This is a genomic window from Streptomyces xanthophaeus (assembly GCF_000725805.1).
Taxonomy (GTDB): Bacteria; Actinomycetota; Actinomycetes; order Streptomycetales; family Streptomycetaceae; genus Streptomyces; species Streptomyces xanthophaeus.
Genome location: NZ_JOFT01000013.1, coordinates 32,948 through 51,791, shown reverse-complemented (window position 1 = coordinate 51,791; position 18,844 = coordinate 32,948). Strand labels below are relative to the sequence as shown.

The window sequence follows — 18,844 nt, the reverse complement described above, 5'->3', positions numbered from 1 at the left end:
CGTGGAGCGACCGCGGACGGCGCCCGGGCGACAGCTGCCCGGTGAAGGTCACCCGTTCGGCCGTGAAGGGGTGCCAAGGAGCTTGAGGCGGCAGAGGCTTGGTCCATGGCCGCCAAGCTGATCATCTACCCGCCCGACCAGCAGGGCTGGCGACGTGTCCGCTACGACGGTGTTGCCATCGGAGTGGCGCATCGGCCTGCCGATGTTCGTGCCTTTCTCGCCGCGGCCGGTATGGAGAACGCCGAGGATGTCGACATCACCGACCCTGACTTCGTGGAGTGGCGGGGAGCCGGCCCCGAGGCGTGGGAACCGTTTCCCTGACCTGCCGCCCCGGTCCGCTCGGACGCGCCGGGCGGGGGATACGGCTCCCCGTCCTGGGCCCGGCCGCGTCCGGAACGGGCTGAGCGGGGGAGCAGGCTGACCGTGGCCGGCCGTGTGGCAATCAGAGGAGCAGAGCGGTGACGGAGACGGGCCCGATCGTCGTGTTCGCGAACTTCCTCTCGGATTTGGCGGTGGACCTCGACGAGGGGCAGATCCTGACGACGTGGGCCCAGCAGGCGCCGCGGAAGGCGTGGCTGCTTCGACCGGGGGACGTGTTCGTCACTCCCGTGCCGCTGAGCCGGGAGTTCCTGCGTTACGTGTACGACCTGACCGGGGTGCCCCCGGAATCGGTCGCGGTGATCGAGGTGCCTCCCGCCGGAGCCGTCCCGCTGGCGCGGGCGGTGCGCGAGGCCGGCCTCCTCGAGCAGGTCCGGGCCCTCGCCGGGGACCGGGGTGCGGCGCTGCTGCCGACGGCGTTGGACGCGTCGGCGATCGCGTTCGCCCGGGACATCGGCATCGACGTCCACCCGTATCCCACGGTCGAGGCCGCAGAGGCCGCCCTGAAGACGACCATGCTGCTGAACACGAAGACCGGCTTCCGCGAGACGGCCGAGCAACTGGGCATGCGGCTGCCGACGGGCCGGATGTGCCGGCGCCCGGAGGCCGAAGGCGTGGCACGCGCGCTTCTGCGGGACCACGAGCGTGTCGTGGTGAAGCCCGACCGTTCGGCCGGAGGACACGGGATGCGCTTCGTGACCCGCGACGACCTGAGGGGCGGGGCGAGCCTGCCGCTCGATACGGTCGGTGGACCCGAAGGCCTGTGGGTGGTGGAGGAGTGCCTCGACGTGGCCCAGTCGGTCAGTGTCCAGCTGGAGGTCTCCGCCTCCGGGACCCGCGCGCTCTTCAGCGGAGCGATGCGCACGGTTCAGGGCTCCTTCACGGGATACGCCTCTCCGCTGCCGCCGTCCGGTGCGCACGTGGCCGACGAGCTGGAGGAATGGGGGACGGCCCTGGGCCGCCACCTGTCCGACCACGGCTACGCCGGGCCCTTCGGGCTCGACGCGCTGGTGGACACCGAGGGTGTCGCGTACGCGAGTGAGAGCAACATCCGCCGTACGGCCACCACCACACCGCACACCATGGTCACCCGGCTGACCGAGGGATCTGCCACCTCACACCCGGCGTGGGCGGTGTCGAAGGGCTCGACACGGACTGCCATGGGCTTCGACGAGGCGCTCGCCCGGCTGCGCGCTTCCCGCCTCGCGTTCGACCCGGATCGCGGCGAGGGCGTGGTCCTGTACGCGGACGTGCCGCCCGACGGCCGTTCCTGGCGGTACGCGGTGATCGCCAGGAGTGCCGGGGACGTGGCGGAGCAGGAAACCGCGTTGGCGGAGGTCCTCGAATTCGAAGGTGGCTGAGCAGCACGACGCCGGTCCCGGCACCCAGGAAGGGTGCCGGGACCGGCGTCATGCTGCGGGATCGGGATCAGGCGGGGCGGCCGCCGAACGGGGCACCGGTGCCGTAGTACGTGCCCAGCTCGTCGCGATAGCCCGCGTCGCCGAGGTGCTTGTCGCGGTGGAACTCGGGGGCGTCCTTGATCTGGCCCCTGGTCCGGTCGACGAAGACCTTCCGCTCCTCCGGGTCGACGCTGACCACGGTGCTCGCCGGCAGCAGGACCTCCTTGCCGAAGATCCAGACACCGGTGTCGACCACCAGGTAGGCGTCACCGACCTCGTCGGAGTGCTTGTCGACCTTGCCGATGCTGCCGTCGGTCGCCTCGACCTTGTAGCCCGTCAGATCGGTGCCGGCCACAAGGCCCGACGTCGACTTGTAACTCCACACATGCTCAGTCACGCGAAAAACAACTCCTCCGGTCAATGGAGGATCGGCGGCGAAATGCTTCTCCGCCGATCCTCCTTGTTCCGTACGTCGTGCTCGGCGGATGTGCTGCGTACCGCCTGGACTTCACCTGCCCCGCCTTTTCGACTTCACGCACCTGTCTTGAACGCGGGACCGGGCTGCCCTCCGAATGCCCCACATGTGCGCCGATATTCGTTCCGTGTCGGCGAAGGCCTGTCGACGACAACAACATGGCAGTGGCCGATCACCCCGAGAAAGAGGTGACCGGCCACTGCCATGCAGTGTCAGAACTGCGCTGTTGTACGGCTACCAGCGGTACCAGCGGCCGCTACCGCCCTTGGGGCGGGCTACGAAACCGATCAGCCACAGGATCAGGACTGCGATAGCCACCCACCAAAGAATCTTCACCGCGAAACCCGCGCCGAAGAGGATCAGGGCCAGCAGAAGAACGAGAAGCAGGGGAACCATAGTTATCAACCTCCGAAGCTCCGTGTGCCCGACCGCGCCGAGGACATGCATTCGATTCCTGTTTGTTTCTTCTCCCGCTTACGCTGGTTGGCCCAATCGCCCCACCGGGGAGGCGTCCTTCGGGCAGAACATCTTCCATGGACAGAAATCAGGAGATGGATCCGGCCCATGAGGTTCCGGACGGTGTCGACGAGAAGACGGTCCGCGCGCTGGGTGCGCTGTCGAAGGCGCTGGAAACCACGGAGCGGGCCCGTGGCCACCTCTACGGGTTCCATCAGCTGACCGGGACGGCGGACTTCGAGCTCGGCGACGCGGCGCGACTCCTGCGGGAGGCGGGCTACGAGGAGCAGGCCGCCAGGGTCGAGCACGAGATCGTGGGCCGCAACGTCATCCCGGGTCATTGGACGTTCCAGATCATCGAGGCCTACGACTCCACCTACTACCAGCCCTTCGCCGCGGTGGAACGCGCAATCGTCGACGAGGTGGCCGGCGGACGCGACCACCTCCTGGAGGCCCGCCTCAAAACGCTTCGCCGCACCCCCCACCATCCTGACCACACCGCAACGCCCCCTCCTGAATGACGGCCCGGCCCGGCGAAGGATCCGGCGAGGCCGCCCTCACGCTGCGGCGTGCGCTCCTACGGCCTGCCGGTAGGCCACGTGCCCGCCCAGCGCACCGCTGACGGCTACGGCAGCCATCCCGCCCAGGGCCCACAGCCGGCCCTTCCCCGGGCGGCCGCGGAGTCGTGCGGTCAGTGACGCGGTGTAGCAGGCCACCGCGGCGACGTTGGAGGCTGCGTGGGCCAGGCCGACCCGGGCCTGCTCGGGCGGCAGGTCCGCCCAGTCCGCCCAGCCGGCGACCGCTGCCGGGGCGACGCCTACCAGTCCGACGGCGGTCAGGGTGGTCGACGCGTGGTGTGTCCCGGGCACGAAGTCGAGCACCGAGGCCGACAGCCAGCATCCGATGGGCACCTGCACGAGCACGGGGTGGACGGGGTGCCCCAGAGGTCTGCCGCGCAGCAGATCACGCATGCCGCCCAGGGGGAGCGAGCGGATTCCCCGCTGCAGCATCCTGATGGCCGGATCGGCCACCGTGGTCCGTTCGAGCCGGTCCAGGGTCTTCAGCCAGCATGCCGAGGCGGTGTCGAGGGCCGCGGTCGGCCCGGCCGTGGGCGAGGTGCCGAGGGTGCGTGAGTTCATACAGGACGCCTACCCGCTGCCACGCCGCCATCCCGGCCTGGCGCCGACTGCACCCGAACGACAGGCCCGTCGCGGGGCCGTGGTCTCTTCATCGCAGTCCTGCTGCGAAGGCCTGCGCAGAGCTCCTGCTCGAGGGGGCGGGTGCCGAGGCCGTGCTGGGGTAAGCGCGGCGCAGGAAGGCCGCGTGCACTCGCGTCGGGCTCGACCAGAACGTCGAGACTCCGGCCGCCGAGGCCGACATCAGGACCCGAACCAAGGAGAAGACGCCGACATGAAGCAGCAACCCGCCGAGAAGGCTTCCCTCATCGCCGACCAGATCCGCGAGAAGGCGGAACAAGCCGCCCGGCTGGTGCGGGACAACACCCCCGACTCGGTCCTGAACAAGACTGCCCAGGCCGCCACGCAGGTGTGGGACGGCGCGACCCGCGCCGGACAGTACGCGGCGGACATGGCCCCCGACCCGCTGCTCGAGAGGGCCGACCAAGCTGCGAGGGCCACACGAGGCAACCGCACGCCGCTCCTGGTCGCCGGCGCTGTGATCATTGCCCTCGTGCTGGTGCGTCGCAACCGCGCACGTCGCCGATGAAGGCCTCCGGCGCTGCCTACAAGCCCGTCGGATTCCTCCTCGGGGCGGCGAGCGGCATGGCCGCGGGGGCTGTGTTCAAGCAGGCCTGGAAGATCATCGAAGGTGAGGGTGATGCCCCGGACGCCACTGACGAAGACCGCACGTGGACGCAGATCCTGCTCGCCGCTGCGATCCAGGGAGCGATCTTCGCCGTGGTCAAGTCGTCGGTCGAGCGATCGGGCGCCGTGGCGATACGTCGTGCGACCGGAGCCTGGCCGGGCTGACCCACCGGCGGTGCCGGCCCTCTTCCCCGACTGGCCATTGCGGGCCGGGTCCACGGATCAGTGGGTCCGGCCCGTCCAGTCAAGGCCGGGGATACTCTTGGTCCTTTTGATCGCGCGCGTGCTCTTCCGGGGTCTGCCAGGAGTCCGCGCGGCGTTGCGCGACGGGATTCTGCTCGGTCGGCGGAACTTCGCGCCGCCTGCGTCGGCTCCCATACCAGAAAGCACCGATCAGGAGGATGACGAGGACCACTCCGGCGAAGATGAGGAAGAGTGAGGCCTGGCCTTCGGCCGCGAGCGTTTCGATGGCTGTCATGCGCGGCCCCTACCCGCGATCCGCGGACATACCAGCACTCGAACGGGTTTATCCCGACTGTGCGCCTGCCCAGGACCTGGCTCGTCCAGCGGACGGCGCAGGCGCGTCCCCCAATCTGGCCAATCCCTCGTTCTGGGCGAGCACCACAAGCGTCGGCCGGGTAACGGGCGTGGGTGGCCGGCCGCGCCGCCTGGAGTGCGAAGTCTGGAGGCGTTGGTGGACGGGATCGTTCTGCTCAAGGAAGACCACAGAACGGTCGAGAAGCTTTTCATGGAGAACGTCCGCCACCACGTCGAGGAGGAGGAGTGGTTCCCCGACGTGCGCAAGGCCATGGGGCGTAACCGCCTCACTCGACTCGGCGAGCAGAAGGAGGCGGCGAAGAAGAGGGCTCCGAGCGAGCCCCTGGCCGTACCGAGCGCCAAGCACTGACCGGGCGTCCGATCGGATCGTTCATGCGGGCGAGCGGGGCGACCGGCGCGGGGGTGAATCCGCCGCACGTTGGTCCAACCCGGGCAAGGCTCAATGCCGCGGACCGTTGAGGGGCGGGACGCTCCCGCCTGCGCGTGCCGACGCTGTTTCTTCAGCTGAAGACCTCTGTCGCAGGCACGATCCGGGCCGGCATGTTGATCTCCATCGACGCATTCGCAGCCGTTGTCCGCGCCCAGGCCGAGGGTGGCTTCCTTGACGACTCCGGCCGGATCCTGCTCGGCGGTGTTGACGGCGACGGCGCCGATCTCCTCGGCGATCCGGAGCCGGTCGGGCTGGTGGTCGGCGACCCGGACGCGGCCGGCGCCCTTGAGGATCGCGGAGCAGGCGGCCATGAGGCCGACCGGACCGGCTCCGTAGACGATGGTCTGGTCGCCGGTGGGGGAAGGTGTCGGCCAGCATCACGTAGTCGAGCTGGCGCTCGGCGGCGTCCTCGCCCAGGCGCAGGGCGTTGAAGTCGCCGTAGGGCACGCGCAGGAGTTCCGCCTGGCCGCCCTGGTAGGGGCCCATCTCGGCGAAGCCGTACGCGGCGCCGGCCATGTCCGGCTCGGGCTGCATGGTGAGGCAGTAGTTGGTGAGGCCCTGTTCGCACTGCTTGCAGACGCCGCAGGCGATGTTGAACGGCAGCACCACCCAGTCGCCTACCTTGACCTTGCTGACGACACTGCCCACTTCCACGACCTGGCCGAGGTTCTCGTGGCCGAGGGTCCGGCCCGTTTCGAAGGAGGTCCGGCCCTCGTACATGTGGAGGTCGGAGCCGCAGATGTTAGTGGTGGTGATCTTCACCAGGATGTCGCCGGGGACGTCCTTGACCGTCACCGTCCGGGGTCCTTCTTTGCGGGTGTTGGCGCGGTCAGTCCTCAGGGGCGACCTGGTCGCGGGGCGGCGTCCGGCTGCCTCGGCGGCTGATGCCTCTCGTACCGCGCTACCCCGCCCCGCGCTCACCTCACACCACGCCGGGACCATCCGAGCGATGGTCCTCAGATCGTGGCGAGGCTCTGCCGGCCCGACCGGAGATCGGCCAGGAGGCGGCCGGCATCCGTGAGGAGCGTGCCCTGCAAGGCGGCTACGGCCGGGGAGGCTTCCGGGGTGGATCGTTCCTGCTGTTGCACCCGGTCGAGTTCGGCGGTCGCTTCGTCGATCTTCGCGTCGAGGAGCTCCGGATCGGTGGGGGACACCCCGCCCATTTCCTCCATCACCGTGGCCACGGCGCGCAGGACGTCGCTGAAGCCGGGCCGGAAGACGCCGGGGAGATTCCCGAGTTCGCCGCTGTCGAGGGCGTAGTCCAGGGTCCGGGACATGGAGCGCAGGTGGTCCATGCTGCGTTCGGCGACGGTGATTGCCTCCCGAGCGCGGGGGAGGGCTTCACCCGACCCGCTGACGGATGGGCGCGGGTTCATGCGGCCGTTCTCGATCTCGGCTTCGACGGTGTGGCGGATGCGCTCACACTCGGCGGACAGGCTGCGCCAGTCGCGGCGCCACTGACGCAGGTGATCCCGGTCTGGATCGCTCGCTTCGAGGGTGTCGGCGAGGTCGTCGAGGCGCCGGGACATGGTGCCGTACAGGTCGGTCACGGCTTGCTGACGGTGGTGGGTGTGCCGGGCGGGAGCGAGGACGAGATGGGCGGCGAGGCCGCAGAGCGCCCCGATACCCACGGACGCGACCAGGTGGCCGATGTAGTCGATCCGTCCCTGGCCGGAGGAGAACGCGAAGAAGCCGACGATGGCGACCTGGAGGCCCTGCTGGCCGAAGCGCCGGATCCGGCCGACGCAGAGCGCGATCAGGGTGAGGAGGGCGAACGTCCAGCCGTGGATGCCGGCCGCGGCCGCCAGGGTGGCGGCGAGCGTGGCTCCCGCTGCCATGGCCACCACGTACTGGAGGCAGTCCCGGAGCGACCGGTACACGGTCGCCTGAAGCGCCACCAGCGCGGTGAACGGCGCGAACGTCGAAACGGCAGGCGGCAGCAGGTACCGCGCGAGCATCCACGCCGCCATCGCCGCGACCACGGTCTTGGCGACGAGGACCACCTGGTCACGCTCGCTCCCGGCTCCCCGCACAGCGCGGCGCAGATAGTCGGCCTGCTCCCTGGCCGCCGACCAGATTCTTCGCGCCGTATCCACCCCTCTGGGCAAGACCGACCACCTCCGACGCGCGCCTGCCCCGCCAGCCGCGCTCAACGCTCGGATCCGGGTCACAAAGGGCCTTCAGCCTTCGGGGAGCCGTGAAGCGAGGCCCGGACCCTTTGCGGTCCTGCTCGATCCCGGCCCGCTCCTGCGCGATCTCCCGGGTGAGGAAGAAGCTCGGGGGTCCGGATCGCGGCAATGGCAGCCAACTGCCCGATCTTGTAAAGCCGGGGGCGACGGCGGTGCGCAACACATCACCCGCGAGCTGGAACTCCAGGCCCAGACCGAGGCCCACATCCGCGAAGCCTGGGAACGGGGCAGCAGCGCCCTGCGCACGGCCCTGCCTGAGCACTGAGGCCCGGCCCCGGCGGCGCGTCGGCTCCGGCCCGGCGCGCCGCTTCGACGTCGGGGGTGATGCGCAGGACCGCCGCTGCGCCGCTGAGCCAGGAACCGTACGTAGGTCGCGGTCCGCGCCGAGAGCGCCCGGCTCGGGCGGATCGGCGGCCGAACAGAAACCGCATGTGCACCACTGTCGCGGAGATCGCCGCTCCTGCCGTCTCAGTAACGCTGTTGCTGCGGCATTGAGGGAGTTCGCACGGCGAGCAGGACGACGTCGTCCTCAGGTACGGGTTCAGGGGGTGGTTCCCGTGGCGGGCGAGCAGGGCGACGAGTTGTGCGACGGCGGCGTCCATGTCGTGGCCGCAGCGTTCGACGAGCCCGTCCGTGTACAGCAGGAGCGTCGAGCCGGGAAGCAGGGGGCGCCGGTGCTCCGTGCGGTCGAACGGCCCGAGCGACCGGTGCAGCAGTACGTCGTGTTCGAGCAGCTGGGTCACCTGCCCGTCGGGAGTGCGGAGCAGGGGCGGCGGGTGGCCGGCGTTGGACCAGGTCAGCGTCCAGTCGGGGCTGCCGTCGACGGGGTCGAGGCGGGCGTGCACCAGGGTGCCGCTGGTCTTCATGGGCAGGACCGAGCAGGCGGCGTCGAGGGCGGTCAGTGCGGTGGCGGGACTGTAGGGGGGATGGTCGAGGGTGGCCTGCCGCAGCATGCTGGTCAGGCACCAGGCCGTGAGCTTGAACTGGAGGCGTCCTTCGCGGCTTTGGGCACGGCGAGGATCTTCCTGCAGCTCACGCCGTGGGGCGAGGACGACCTGGCCCAGCTCGCCTCCCGGGACCTCGTCTGCCCGGCGCGCTCGCGGGCGGACCTGATGGTGCCCGCGCCGTCGTCACTGCTCACCGGACCTTCACCGCCCACACGTCGTCAGACAACTCGGCTCCTCTGACACCCGGACCCACGGCGACCGAAAGGCATCCCTAGCCGTAGGGACCTCTTGGGCAACCCCCTTATGGCGAAACGATTTTGGTGTGCCACGCCTCGACCGAATGCTGAAGATGATCACTCGGAGGGATGGTTTCCCTGGTCAGAGGCGCGGGGAGCGGCCGAGGGGGCGGTGTGAGGATGCCGTGCGGCAGGGAGCTGCTTCGCCTCGGCAACTCCCCGGCCTCCCCGGGGCACTGCACGTGAGCGCGGTGCTTCCATGACTACGCAAGGAGTCGACCAAGCATGTCCAACACCGTCGTTGACATCTGGGGGCCTGCTTCCCCGCAGGCCCGTTCCTCCTTTCCGCCCGCGCCGGACGCGCACGACGAGTGGCCCCTGGAGGGCGGGACGGCCTGGGTGTACTACAGCCCGCTGAACCGTCGGCAGCTCCTTCGGCCCGTCATCCTCTCGGACGGTTTCTCGGGTGGATCCACCAACCTGGACCAGCTCTGGCACGGGCTGGAGGAGAACGGGAACTACCGCTTCATCAGTGAACTCCACGCCGCCGGCCGGGATGTGATCATCCTCGGCTACCACGACCGGACAGCCTCGATCACGGCCAACGCCGAGACCGCGATCGAGTGCATCAGCCGGGCCGTTCACGAGCGGGTGGGTGACCGGAAGCTGGCCGTCGGCGGCTTCAGCATGGGCGGGCTCATCACCCGCTACGCGCTGGCCAGGATGGAGAAGGACCCCAACCTGCCGGACCACGAGACCGCCACCTACCTCTCCTACGACACCCCTCACCACGGGGCGTGGTTCCCCGTCTCCCTCCAGGCCTTCACCCACTACGCGACGGACCAGTGGGGAGAGCATCCCGCGCTGGGCCCCGTGCTGCGCCAGCTCTCCGGGCTGCTCAACAGCCCCGCGGCGAAGGAGATGGCGCGGTGGCACATCGGCAAGGTCGACGCCGAGCCGGGGCAGGCACCGGAGCGCCTGACGTTCCTCCGCAAGCTCGACGAACTCGGCGGGTGGCCGCGGAACGTCCGCAAGATCGGCGTCGCCAACGGCGTGAAGACCGGTGTCGGAAACGGCGCAGAGGCCGGCTCGGTCGCGGTACGGGGCGACGGTGAAACGCTGCAGGACACCTGGCTGAAGATCCAGGCCCAGGGCGAGCAGATCGTCGCCAGGCTCCAGAAGGCCGGCGACGAGGAGACCCTGGTGCGCACCAGCGGGCTGCCCGACGTCGACGGTGCTCCCGGCGGCCTGTTCACCATGCAGTCCCCGGCCGGCGACACCGGCAGCTACGGCCTCGCCGCCCTCCTCATGAGCCTCCTCGGCAACGTGGTCGACCCGGACGTCATCACCACGTCCTGCTTCATCCCCGCCATCAGCGCCGTCGCGTCCGGCGACATCGACGACCCGCAGGCGCTGTACCGTCCGATCGCCGCGGGCGACGGCGCGCTCGACGCCTTCCACTGCGCCGGCCGCAACGAGGGCCACACCACCATGACCGAAGAACTCGGGGCGTGGCTCGTGAACGAGATCGTGGCCGAGTGACCAGCGGGGTGGGCGGGGCTTGCCCGACGGCCGTCCCGCCCACCCCGGCTCGCCCCGGGATGCCGCCGAGGGGCTCCCGGCCGCTGCCCCCGCTTCCGCTTCGAGGGTCGCTCGTTCACCCGTCGAGACGGCCGTTCGAGCACCAAGCCCCCAGAGCATGAGGACCAAAGCTACTTACGCGTCGGAGTGTTCCGGCAGGGCGAGCCAGTCCGACCAGGAGATCTCTCGGCCGAGGAAGCGCGGCTGCTCGAACGGCCAGTCGGCGGCGATCCACTGCGGCACCAGCTCGTCGAGGGCCTGCTCGACCGTGCTGTCCACCAGCTCGTCCACCACCCACCAGGAGATCTCGCCGTCCGCGCCGGCCCTCTCCGGTGGGTCGATGTAGACGCAGCCGAGCAGAGTTGTCTCCGCCGCGTCGAACAGGGCGTAGTTGAAAGACTGGTGTGCGGCGATCTCCTTCTCGTGCCGCAACAGGTCTGCCTGGTCTGCCTCGTAGGTCATGGTGGCCGCGGGCCAGCCCCAGGCTGGGCCGAAGATGGTCCACAGCCGCTCGCGCGAACCCATCACAGCCGGATAGTCGAGCGGGGTGTCCGTCTCCCGGATCGGCCGCAGGTGATGACCACTGCCCGGCAGCGGTACCAGGACGGGATGGGCGAAGTGATCGGGGAGCCAGCTCATGGCGCCCGACCGTAGCAGCGCGCGGCCGTCCGATCCCCTGGATTTTCCCCGCGTGCGCGGCGAGGTCAGGGGCTACGACGGCCCCCGATCCCCGCCCCGCACCTCCCGCCGGTGCCGCTGAAAACCCGCGGGCGGCTGCGCTGACCTGCCGCATCCGTGCACCCAATGGGCGATCTTGTCCCGTTTGGCAGAGAATCGCCATGACGAACACCCTCACCCGATGTCGGCATGCGCGGATCGACGGTCCGAAGGTCGTGGGACATGGCACCTGCAACGCTCCAGGGCGCGGAACGGACCGGGAGCGCACCCGCCCGAGAAGATCCCGGGGCGCGGGCGACGGAAGTGTGGTCACCCACCCCGGAGGAGCTGGTGTCCGTCCGGACGACCGTGGCCCGGTTGAAGGCGGCCTACCCGTCGGTCGACGCGGACACCGTGGAGGCGACGGTCGAGGCCGCGTACGGCGCGTTCCGGCAGGCCAGGGTCAGGAAGTACGTCCCGATCCTGGCCGAACGCCGGTCCCGGAAGGCGCTCGCCGCCGCCACCGGGAGCACCCCGGACGCCCCGGACGCCCCGGACGCCCCGGACACCCCGGATATCCCGGACGCCCCGGACGCCCCGGACGCCCCGGACGCCCCGGACGCCCCGGACGCCCCGGACACAGCGGGGGACGGGCCGTGACCGCCTGGGGCCGGGGAAGGGACGAGCGCTGATGTCCGACGACAGAGCCGAACGCATCGCGGACTTCATCGAGCCGCTACGGGTGCGACCGGGGTCGAAGGTACGTCTGGAACGGGACTTCGATCCCCGCTACAAGGCCGGCATGAAGAAGCGGGCCGGGACCGAACTGCTGCGGACCGGGGTGTCGCTGCTCGCCGAGTACCAGGAGCGGCTGGCGGCCCAGGACACGTACGGCGTGGTGCTCTGCCTCCAGGCGCTCGACGCCGGGGGCAAGGACGGGACGATCCGGCACGTGATGAGCGGCGTCAACCCCCAGGGCGTCCGGGTCAGCAGCTTCAAGGTGCCGTCCTCCGAGGAACTCGACCACGACTACCTGTGGCGCTACGCCCGGCGGCTGCCCGAGCGCGGCGAGATCGCCATCTTCAACCGCTCGCACTACGAGGAGGTCCTCGTCGTGCGGGTCCACCCCGAAGTCCTCCTGCGGCAGAGGCTGCCGCAGGACGTGCTCGGGCCGGACATCTGGGACCGGCGCTACCGGGAGATCAACCGCTGGGAGCATTACCTCACGGACAACGGGTTCAGGGTGGTGAAGATCTTCCTGAACCTGTCCAAGGAGGAGCAGCGCACCCGCTTCCTGAAACGGATCGACCTGCCGGAGAAGAACTGGAAGTTCTCCGCCGCCGACGTCCGGGAGCGGCGCCGGTGGGACGAGTACCAGCAGGCGTTCTCCGAGATGCTGTCGGCCACGAGCACGAAGTGGGCGCCGTGGTATGTCGTGCCGGCTGACCGGAAGTGGTTCGCGCGGCTCTGCGCGGGGGCGATCCTCGCGCACAGCCTGATGGACATCGATCCGCAGTACCCCGATGTGGGGGAAGAGGCCCGCAAGGACCTGCTCGTCACCAAACGGGCGCTGGAGAAGGAGGCGCCCGCCGGAGCCGAGGCTGATCCGTACACCGCCCGGCACGGCAAGCCGAGGAGCAAGCCGAAGAAGAAGCGTGGCTAGCGGCCCTCGGACGGCGCGCGGCCGGCCCGGATGCGTCCGCGGCCCCGGATCGGAGGCACAACCATGACGGTGCGGTCGGATTCCCCTGCCGAACAGCCCCGGGATGCCGGGGACGGCTGGTACGCGCGCTCCCCCGAGGAGGTCATGGCGGCGTTCGGCGTCGATCCCGCGGCCGGTCTGTCGGCGGCGCGGGCCGCGGAGCTCCTGGCCGCGCACGGCCCTAACGCCCTGCCCGAGGAGGAGCGGACACCGGCCTGGCGGCGCTTCCTCGCCCAGTACCGCAGTTACATGCAGCTCGTCCTGGTGACAGCGGCGATCGTCTCGCTGGTCATCCAGGAGTGGACCACCGCGATCCTGTTGATCGTACTGACGCTGCTGAACGCGGTGGTGGGCCTGCGCCAGGAGGGCAAGGCCGAGAGCGCCATGAACGCGCTGAAGTCGATGATGAAGGCGACGGCCCGGGTGCGCAGGGACGGCAGGGAGGCCGAGATCCCCTCCGAACAGCTCGTCGACGGAGATGTCGTGCTCATCTCCGCGGGGGACCAGGTACCGGCGGACGGACGTCTCATCGAGGCCAGCGCCCTGCAGATCGACGAGTCGGCGCTCACCGGTGAGAGCGTGCCCGCCGCGAAGGAGACCGGCCCGCTGCCGGGCGGCGCGAGGTCACCTGGCGACCAGACCAACACCGCGTTCATGAACACCCCGGTCACCCATGGCAGCGGTGTCATGATCGTCACGGCGACCGGCGCGGACACCGAGCTCGGCAAGATCTCCGGCATGCTGTCGGCCACCGAGAGGGAAGTGCCGCCGCTGACCAAGGAGCTCGACCGGCTGACCCTGTGGATCACGGGGGCGGCGGGCCTCACCATGATCGTGATGTTCGCCCTGGGGCGGCAGCGGGACCAGGCCTGGGACGTCCTGTTCGTCAGCGCGGTCTCGCTGGCCATCGCGGCCATTCCCGAGGCCCTGCCGACCGTGACCCAGGCGATCCTGTCCGTCGGGAGCCTGAACCTGGCGAAGCGGAACGCCATCGTCAAGGAACTGCCGTCGGTGGAGACGCTGGCGTTCACGTCGGCGATCAACTCGGACAAGACCGGCACCCTGACGATGAACCAGATGACCGCAGTCGAAGTGCTGAGCCCCACCGACCGGTACACCGTGTCGGGCACGGGCTACGGACTGGAGGGCAGGATTCACCACGCCGCCGGGGCCGCCGCGGGGATCGAGGACGCGATCCTGCCGTACGTGGTGGCCAGCGACGCCAAGCTGGTGGGCGGTGAGGTGGTGGGCGATCCGACCGAAGGGGCACTGCTGGTGCTCGCGCACAAGGCCGGCCTCGACACCGACGCCACCAGGGACGCCCTTCCCCGGCTCGCCACCCTGCCGTTCGACCCCGAGTACAAGCTGATGGCCACCTTCCACTCGGCGGCCGACGTCTCCGGGCGCCAGGTCGTGCGCTGCTTCGTCAAGGGGGCGGCCCCGGCGGTGATGGCCCGGGCCGCCACCGCGCTGGCGGCGGGCGAGACCGTGCCGTGGGACGCCGACCTGCTCCGCCGCGCCGAGGCGCAGAACGAGCGGATGGGCGGCGAGGGCCGCCGTGTGATGGCCGCGGCCACCCGTGACCTGGACCCGGACGGCTTCGATCCGGACGGCGACCTGCTCGCGTACGTCACCGACCTGCAGATGACCAGTCTCGTCGGCATGGTCGATCCGCCGCGCGAGGAGGCCAGGGCCGCAGTGGCCGACGCGCAGGCCGCGCACATCCGGGTCCGCCTGGTGACCGGGGACGACGTCACCACCGGGGCGGCGATCGCCCGGCAGATCGGGATCCCCGGCGAGGCCGTCCTCGGCGCCGATTTCGCCGCCATGAGCGAGGACGAGCAGCTCGCCCGCATCGAGGAGATCGGCGTGGTGGGGCGGGTCGCCCCGGAGCACAAGGTACTGCTCGCGAACACGCTCAAGAAGAAGGGCGAGGTCGTGGCGATGACCGGGGACGGCGTCAACGACGCGCCCGCCATCAAGGCCGCCGACATCGGCATCGCCATGGGCAGTGGCACGGACGTGGCGAAGAACGCCGGACGCATGATCCTCTCCGACGACAACTTCGCCACCATCGTCTACGCCGTCGAGCAGGGCCGGACGATCTACGACAACCTCAGCAAGTACATCCGGTTCGTTCTGCTCCTGCTGGTCACGTTCGTACTGACGTTCCTCGGGGCCACCGTCTTCAACATCGCCGCCGGTGAGCCCTTCACCCCGCCGCAGGTGCTGTGGATCCACTTCGTCGTCAACGCCTCCTTCGGCTTCGCGCTCGGCTTCGACCGCGAAAGCGCCGGCCTCATGCGGCGCAGGCCGCGCCCGCGCGGGGAATCGGTGCTCACGCGGCCCGTGCTCATCACGGTCGGGCTGGGCGGGCTGGCGATCACCGTCCTGCTGCTCGGGCTGATCCGGCTCGGCCAGAGCCGTTACGACAGCGTCGCGACGGGCCAGTCGATCGCGTTCACGGCCTTCTCGCTCTGCCTGATCGTCGCGGCGTTCGAGTGCCGCAGCGAGACGGAGTCCGTGCTGACGGCCTCCACGTTCGACAGCAAGCAGATGAACTGGGTGGCCCTGGCCCAGCTCGTGCTCTCCGTGCTGGTGACCCAGATGGTCGGCTTCCAGCGCATCCTCGGGACGACCGAGATCGACGCGCGGCAGTTCGGCTGGGCACTGCTGGCCGCCCTCGCGCTCCTGCTCGTATGGGAACTGGGCAAACTCGTGGCCCGCCGGTCGAAGGCCGCCTGAGGCATCGACCCCGCCGAGCGGGAGCCACCGGAAGGCTCCGACGGCCGGCGCTCAGGCGGCGTCGTGTCCTGCTGCGGTCCGTCCCATGGTCAGGGCCAGCCGCCGTACCCGGCGCCAGTCCAACGGGGGCGCGACCCGCGGCACGCCGGGACGGTGCCGTGGCACGCGCACGCGCAGGGCGCCGGAGGCGATGCGGCAGTGCACGGGAGTGGAGAGCACCAGAGCCTCCCCGTCGACACCGACCGGGATGGTGGCAGCGTCGGCCTCGACGACGACCTCGCGGGCGGTGACGGCGGTCAGCCCGCGGCCCTGCCTGCCGTGCAGCAGCAGTCCCGCCGCTTCGGCGGCGCTGGAGACTTCGACGCCGAGCACCCCGAGTTCACCGGAATCCAGTCGCTGCCGGCGCCCGAGCCCCGCAGAGTCACCCTTCTGGTACGGGTTGTTGCTCACCAGCACGGCCTGGGGGCCCTCCAGGACCAGCGCATCCGCACGGACCCTCAGCCGCGAGCCGCTGTGCTGGGCCAGCAGAGCCGGCAGCATCTCCAAGATGGTGCGTGCCTTGTCGTCACGGTAGGCCGGACTCTGCACGACTTCGGCGTACACGCCGAACGAGGCGCTGTTGACGAAGACGCGCCCCGGGTTCCCGTCCGCCGGTTCCCCCTCATGGATGAAGCCCAGATCGACGCGGAGTTCGACGCCGTCGGTCAGCGCCTCCAGACAGCGGGAGGGATCCTGCCGGTCTAGGCCCAGGTCCATGGCGAAGTGGTTGCGCGTGCCGGCGCTGATCACCATGAACGGAATGTCGTGCTCCACGGCCACGGCGGCGACCAGGGCCTGTGTACCGTCGCCGCCCGCAACACCCAGCAGGTCGGCCCCGTCCTCGACGGCCTGACGTGCCAGCTCGGCCACGTCCTGCCGTTGGGCCGGATCCAGCACGACGACCTCGGCACCCAGGGCCCTGGCCCGCTCCGCCAGACGGAACTTCCCTACCTTTCCGCCGCCCGAGCGCGGATTCATGATCACGAAGGGCCGCTCGGCCCGGACGGCGGGGTGTTCCGGCATGCCCGACGCGGTGTCCTCCGCAAGAGCGGCGCTGCCCGCGGCGACGGCCAGCGCCCACAGCCCGACCGAGACCAGCACGACCCACAGCAGGCCGGCGGCCGCGTACAGGAGCAGGACGGCGAGCGGTGCGACGACCACCAGAAGCCCGGCGAGGCCCCTGATCCAGCCGGTGTGGGTGAGCATCCACCACACGCCTGCCGCCGTGAGGAACAGTCCGGCCCACCCCACCGCCATCAGCAGGAGGCTCGCGAAGCCTCCGAACACCACCAGCACCACGAGCGCCGCCAGTCCCGCCGCCAGGGCCAGACGCGCGGTCCAACGCCTGCTCATACGACAACCTCCCGCCGCTCCGACGGCTGCCGGACAGGAGTCGGGCACCCACTCCAGGCTACGAGCGCCGCCCGCGCGCGGCCCGCCAACCGCGGCCACCCGCGCCGGATGGCACGACCAACCGGGCCTTGGGACCATGGTCGCGGAGGACACCATGACGCATGATCCCGCGCCGGTCCCGCCGCCGGTCCCTCCGTCGGAGGAGCCGGCGCCGCCCGGGCACCGCCGACGGCTTCGCCTCACGGTGCCCGGGTGCTGGGGCGCACTCGTCCTGGCGTGCCTGTCCTTCACCCCGTCGCTCCTTCCCCGCGGAGGCGTCCTGCAGGGACTGGTCTGCGGCATCAGCGCGGCCATCGGCTACGGGCTGGGCGTGGTCGCCGCCTACGTGTGGCGCGCCTTCGCCGACCGGGACGCGCGCAGCCCCTCGCGCCGGACCTGGCTCGTCCTGATCGTCGGTGCGGTCGTGCTCTTCGCCGTCTCGTTCGGGCTCGGCCAGTACTGGCAGCACGAGATCCGCCGGCTCATGGGCGTCACCGACTACAACGCCCTCGCCACCGTCGCCTGCCCCGTCGTCGCCGCCCTCGTCTTCCTGCTGCTCCTCCTGGCCGGCCGGGGGCTCCGGGCGCTGTACCGCCGGACCGCCGACCTGCTCGATCGGTGGATCGGCAGGCGTGCGGCGCGGGTGGTCGGCTGGCTCCTGGTGGCGGGCCTGGCGTGGGCCGCGTTCTCCGGGCTGCTGCTGAGCAGCTTCGTGAACGCGGCCAACGAGGCCTTCTCGCTGCGTGACACGGAGACCCCGGAAGGCGTGCACCAGCCCACGTCGGCGCTGCGCTCGGGCGGGCCCGGCTCACTCGTGCCGTGGGACTCCCTGGGCCGCCAGGGCCGGGCGTTCGCCGACGGAGGACCCTCGGCCCAGGAGATCGGCGCGTTCACCCACCGCACGGCGCAGGAACCCATCCGCGCCTACGCCGGGCTGGAGACCTCAGACGACACGGAGACCCGGGCGGCCCGGGCCGTCGCGGACCTCGAACGGGCGGGCGGCTTCACCCGCGAGAACCTGCTCGTGATGACCACCACGGGCAGCGGCTGGGTCGATCCCGCCGCTGTGGACTCGTTCGAGTACCTGGGCAACGGCGATGCGGCCACCGTGGCGATCCAGTACTCCTACCTGCCGTCGTGGATGTCGTACCTGGTGGACCAGTCCAAGGCGCGCGAGGCAGGCCGCGATCTCTTCGACGCGGTCTACGACACATGGTCCAAGCTGCCCCCGGACCAGCGCCCGCGCCTGTTCGTGGCCGGTGAGAGCCTGGGGTCGTTCGGAGGTGAGACGGCCTTCAGCGGGGAGGCCGACCTGCGCAACCGCACCGCCGGCACCGTGTTCGTCGGCCCGCCCAACTTCAACACGCTGTTCCGTGAGTTCAGCGACCACCGGGACGCGGGCAGTCCCGAGATCGAACCCGTCTACCGGGAGGGGCGGACCGTCCGCTTCACCGACGACCCGGCCACCGGGACCCCTCCAAAGGACCGGCCGTGGGACGGTCCGCGGGTGCTCTACCTCATGCACCCCTCCGACCCGATCGTCTGGTGGAGCCCGAGCCTGGCTCTCACCGAGCCCGACTGGATCGGGGAGCGGCCCGGCCCGGACGTGCTCGAATCCATGGTCTGGATCCCGTTCGTGACCTTCTGGCAGGTCACCGCCGACCTGCCGTTCTCGACCGGCGTACCGGACGGCCACGGCCACACGTACAAGGCCGCGTACGTCGACGCCTGGAACGACATCATGCGGCCCGGCGGATTCACCGCGCAGGACCTGGACGGGCTGAAGGACATCGTCTCGCCGCAGAACTGATCCCACCCCACCCCGCCCCGCCGCCG

Annotated in this window: 19 protein-coding genes and 1 pseudogene; 11 read left to right on the top strand and 9 right to left on the bottom strand. The window is 70.5% G+C overall.

Annotation, left to right across the window (positions count from 1 at the left end; translation table 11 throughout):
- Window positions 1–105: 105 nt before the first annotated feature.
- On the top strand, window positions 106–321 hold the full coding sequence (locus IO30_RS0108030) for a hypothetical protein (RefSeq protein WP_031140731.1): 216 nt from the start codon (window positions 106–108) through the stop codon (window positions 319–321).
- A gap of 137 nt (window positions 322–458) precedes the next feature.
- On the top strand, window positions 459–1,739 hold the full coding sequence (locus tag IO30_RS0108025) for a preATP grasp domain-containing protein (RefSeq protein WP_031140729.1): 1,281 nt from the start codon (window positions 459–461) through the stop codon (window positions 1,737–1,739).
- A gap of 67 nt (window positions 1,740–1,806) precedes the next feature.
- Here the strand turns inward: IO30_RS0108025 and IO30_RS0108020 are convergent, their stop codons facing one another.
- Together IO30_RS0108020 and IO30_RS0108015 are read right to left on the bottom strand one after the other, a co-directional pair.
- Window positions 1,807–2,175 (bottom strand): PRC-barrel domain-containing protein, encoded by a 369-nt coding sequence (locus IO30_RS0108020; protein WP_037893473.1) that lies wholly within the window; start codon window positions 2,173–2,175, stop codon window positions 1,807–1,809.
- A 312-nt stretch (window positions 2,176–2,487) separates the two neighbouring features.
- Window positions 2,488–2,649, bottom strand: a complete 162-nt coding sequence (locus IO30_RS0108015) for a hypothetical protein (protein WP_031140725.1) — start codon at window positions 2,647–2,649, stop codon at window positions 2,488–2,490.
- A gap of 137 nt (window positions 2,650–2,786) precedes the next feature.
- On the opposite strand from IO30_RS0108015, the gene IO30_RS0108010 reads away from it, so the two are divergent.
- Window positions 2,787–3,230: a hypothetical protein gene (locus tag IO30_RS0108010; RefSeq protein ID WP_031140723.1), complete on the top strand. Its 444-nt coding sequence runs from the start codon at window positions 2,787–2,789 to the stop codon at window positions 3,228–3,230.
- A gap of 36 nt (window positions 3,231–3,266) precedes the next feature.
- Here the strand turns inward: IO30_RS0108010 and IO30_RS0108005 are convergent, their stop codons facing one another.
- Window positions 3,267–3,848 carry a DUF2231 domain-containing protein gene (locus IO30_RS0108005; RefSeq protein ID WP_051859132.1) on the bottom strand — a complete coding sequence of 194 codons (582 nt, stop codon included), beginning with the start codon at window positions 3,846–3,848 and terminating at the stop codon, window positions 3,267–3,269.
- Between the two features lie 271 nt (window positions 3,849–4,119).
- On the opposite strand from IO30_RS0108005, the gene IO30_RS0108000 reads away from it, so the two are divergent.
- Together IO30_RS0108000 and IO30_RS0107995 are read left to right on the top strand one after the other, a co-directional pair.
- Window positions 4,120–4,434: a hypothetical protein gene (locus tag IO30_RS0108000; protein ID WP_031140719.1), complete on the top strand. Its 315-nt coding sequence runs from the start codon at window positions 4,120–4,122 to the stop codon at window positions 4,432–4,434.
- Window positions 4,431–4,697: a DUF4235 domain-containing protein gene (locus IO30_RS0107995; protein WP_031140717.1), complete on the top strand. Its 267-nt coding sequence runs from the start codon at window positions 4,431–4,433 to the stop codon at window positions 4,695–4,697. Before IO30_RS0108000 ends, IO30_RS0107995 begins: the two co-directional genes overlap by 4 nt.
- Before the next feature lie 79 nt (window positions 4,698–4,776).
- On the opposite strand, the gene IO30_RS43170 is transcribed toward IO30_RS0107995, so the two are convergent.
- A complete protein-coding gene (locus IO30_RS43170) occupies window positions 4,777–5,010 on the bottom strand; it encodes a DUF6479 family protein (protein ID WP_078903892.1) in 234 nt (77 codons plus the stop codon).
- Between the two features lie 216 nt (window positions 5,011–5,226).
- Between IO30_RS43170 and IO30_RS0107985 the strand changes: the two genes are divergently transcribed.
- Complete coding sequence (locus IO30_RS0107985) at window positions 5,227–5,439, top strand: hypothetical protein (protein WP_078903911.1); 213 nt, start codon at window positions 5,227–5,229, stop codon at window positions 5,437–5,439.
- A 152-nt stretch (window positions 5,440–5,591) separates the two neighbouring features.
- Here the strand turns inward: IO30_RS0107985 and IO30_RS43165 are convergent.
- From IO30_RS43165 to IO30_RS43155, 3 genes and pseudogenes are all read right to left on the bottom strand, one after another.
- Window positions 5,592–6,315 (bottom strand): annotated as a pseudogene (locus IO30_RS43165) (alcohol dehydrogenase catalytic domain-containing protein); the annotation flags it as partial.
- 161 nt (window positions 6,316–6,476) lie between these two features.
- Window positions 6,477–7,523 carry an FUSC family protein gene (locus tag IO30_RS41765; protein ID WP_234321643.1) on the bottom strand — a complete coding sequence of 349 codons (1,047 nt, stop codon included), beginning with the start codon at window positions 7,521–7,523 and terminating at the stop codon, window positions 6,477–6,479.
- A gap of 350 nt (window positions 7,524–7,873) precedes the next feature.
- Window positions 7,874–8,662, bottom strand: a complete 789-nt coding sequence (locus IO30_RS43155) for a PP2C family protein-serine/threonine phosphatase (protein ID WP_078904614.1) — start codon at window positions 8,660–8,662, stop codon at window positions 7,874–7,876.
- Between the two features lie 515 nt (window positions 8,663–9,177).
- Here IO30_RS43155 and IO30_RS0107965 point away from each other — a divergent pair.
- Window positions 9,178–10,434, top strand: coding sequence for an esterase/lipase family protein (locus IO30_RS0107965; RefSeq protein WP_031140705.1), 1,257 nt, complete (start codon window positions 9,178–9,180; stop codon window positions 10,432–10,434).
- A gap of 174 nt (window positions 10,435–10,608) precedes the next feature.
- On the opposite strand, the gene IO30_RS0107960 is transcribed toward IO30_RS0107965, so the two are convergent.
- Window positions 10,609–11,112, bottom strand: a complete 504-nt coding sequence (locus tag IO30_RS0107960; RefSeq protein WP_031140704.1) for a GNAT family N-acetyltransferase — start codon at window positions 11,110–11,112, stop codon at window positions 10,609–10,611.
- 261 nt (window positions 11,113–11,373) lie between these two features.
- On the opposite strand from IO30_RS0107960, the gene IO30_RS46825 reads away from it, so the two are divergent.
- The 3 genes from IO30_RS46825 (at window position 11,374) to IO30_RS0107945 (ending at window position 15,577) form a co-directional block, all read left to right on the top strand.
- A complete protein-coding gene (locus IO30_RS46825) occupies window positions 11,374–11,790 on the top strand; it encodes a three-helix bundle dimerization domain-containing protein (protein WP_237403373.1) in 417 nt (138 codons plus the stop codon).
- 31 nt (window positions 11,791–11,821) lie between these two features.
- Window positions 11,822–12,793: a polyphosphate kinase 2 family protein gene (locus tag IO30_RS0107950; RefSeq protein WP_031140701.1), complete on the top strand. Its 972-nt coding sequence runs from the start codon at window positions 11,822–11,824 to the stop codon at window positions 12,791–12,793.
- 63 nt (window positions 12,794–12,856) lie between these two features.
- Window positions 12,857–15,577 carry a cation-translocating P-type ATPase gene (locus IO30_RS0107945; protein WP_031140699.1) on the top strand — a complete coding sequence of 907 codons (2,721 nt, stop codon included), beginning with the start codon at window positions 12,857–12,859 and terminating at the stop codon, window positions 15,575–15,577.
- A 51-nt stretch (window positions 15,578–15,628) separates the two neighbouring features.
- Here IO30_RS0107945 and IO30_RS0107940 read toward each other — a convergent pair whose 3' ends face one another.
- Window positions 15,629–16,969 carry a diacylglycerol/lipid kinase family protein gene (locus IO30_RS0107940; protein WP_031140697.1) on the bottom strand — a complete coding sequence of 447 codons (1,341 nt, stop codon included), beginning with the start codon at window positions 16,967–16,969 and terminating at the stop codon, window positions 15,629–15,631.
- Between the two features lie 154 nt (window positions 16,970–17,123).
- Here IO30_RS0107940 and IO30_RS0107935 point away from each other — a divergent pair, with 154 nt between their 5' ends.
- The gene (locus IO30_RS0107935; protein ID WP_078903909.1) at window positions 17,124–18,818 is read left to right on the top strand and encodes an alpha/beta hydrolase; all 1,695 of its coding nucleotides are present in this window, start codon (window positions 17,124–17,126) and stop codon (window positions 18,816–18,818) included.
- Window positions 18,819–18,844: the final 26 nt, after the last annotated feature.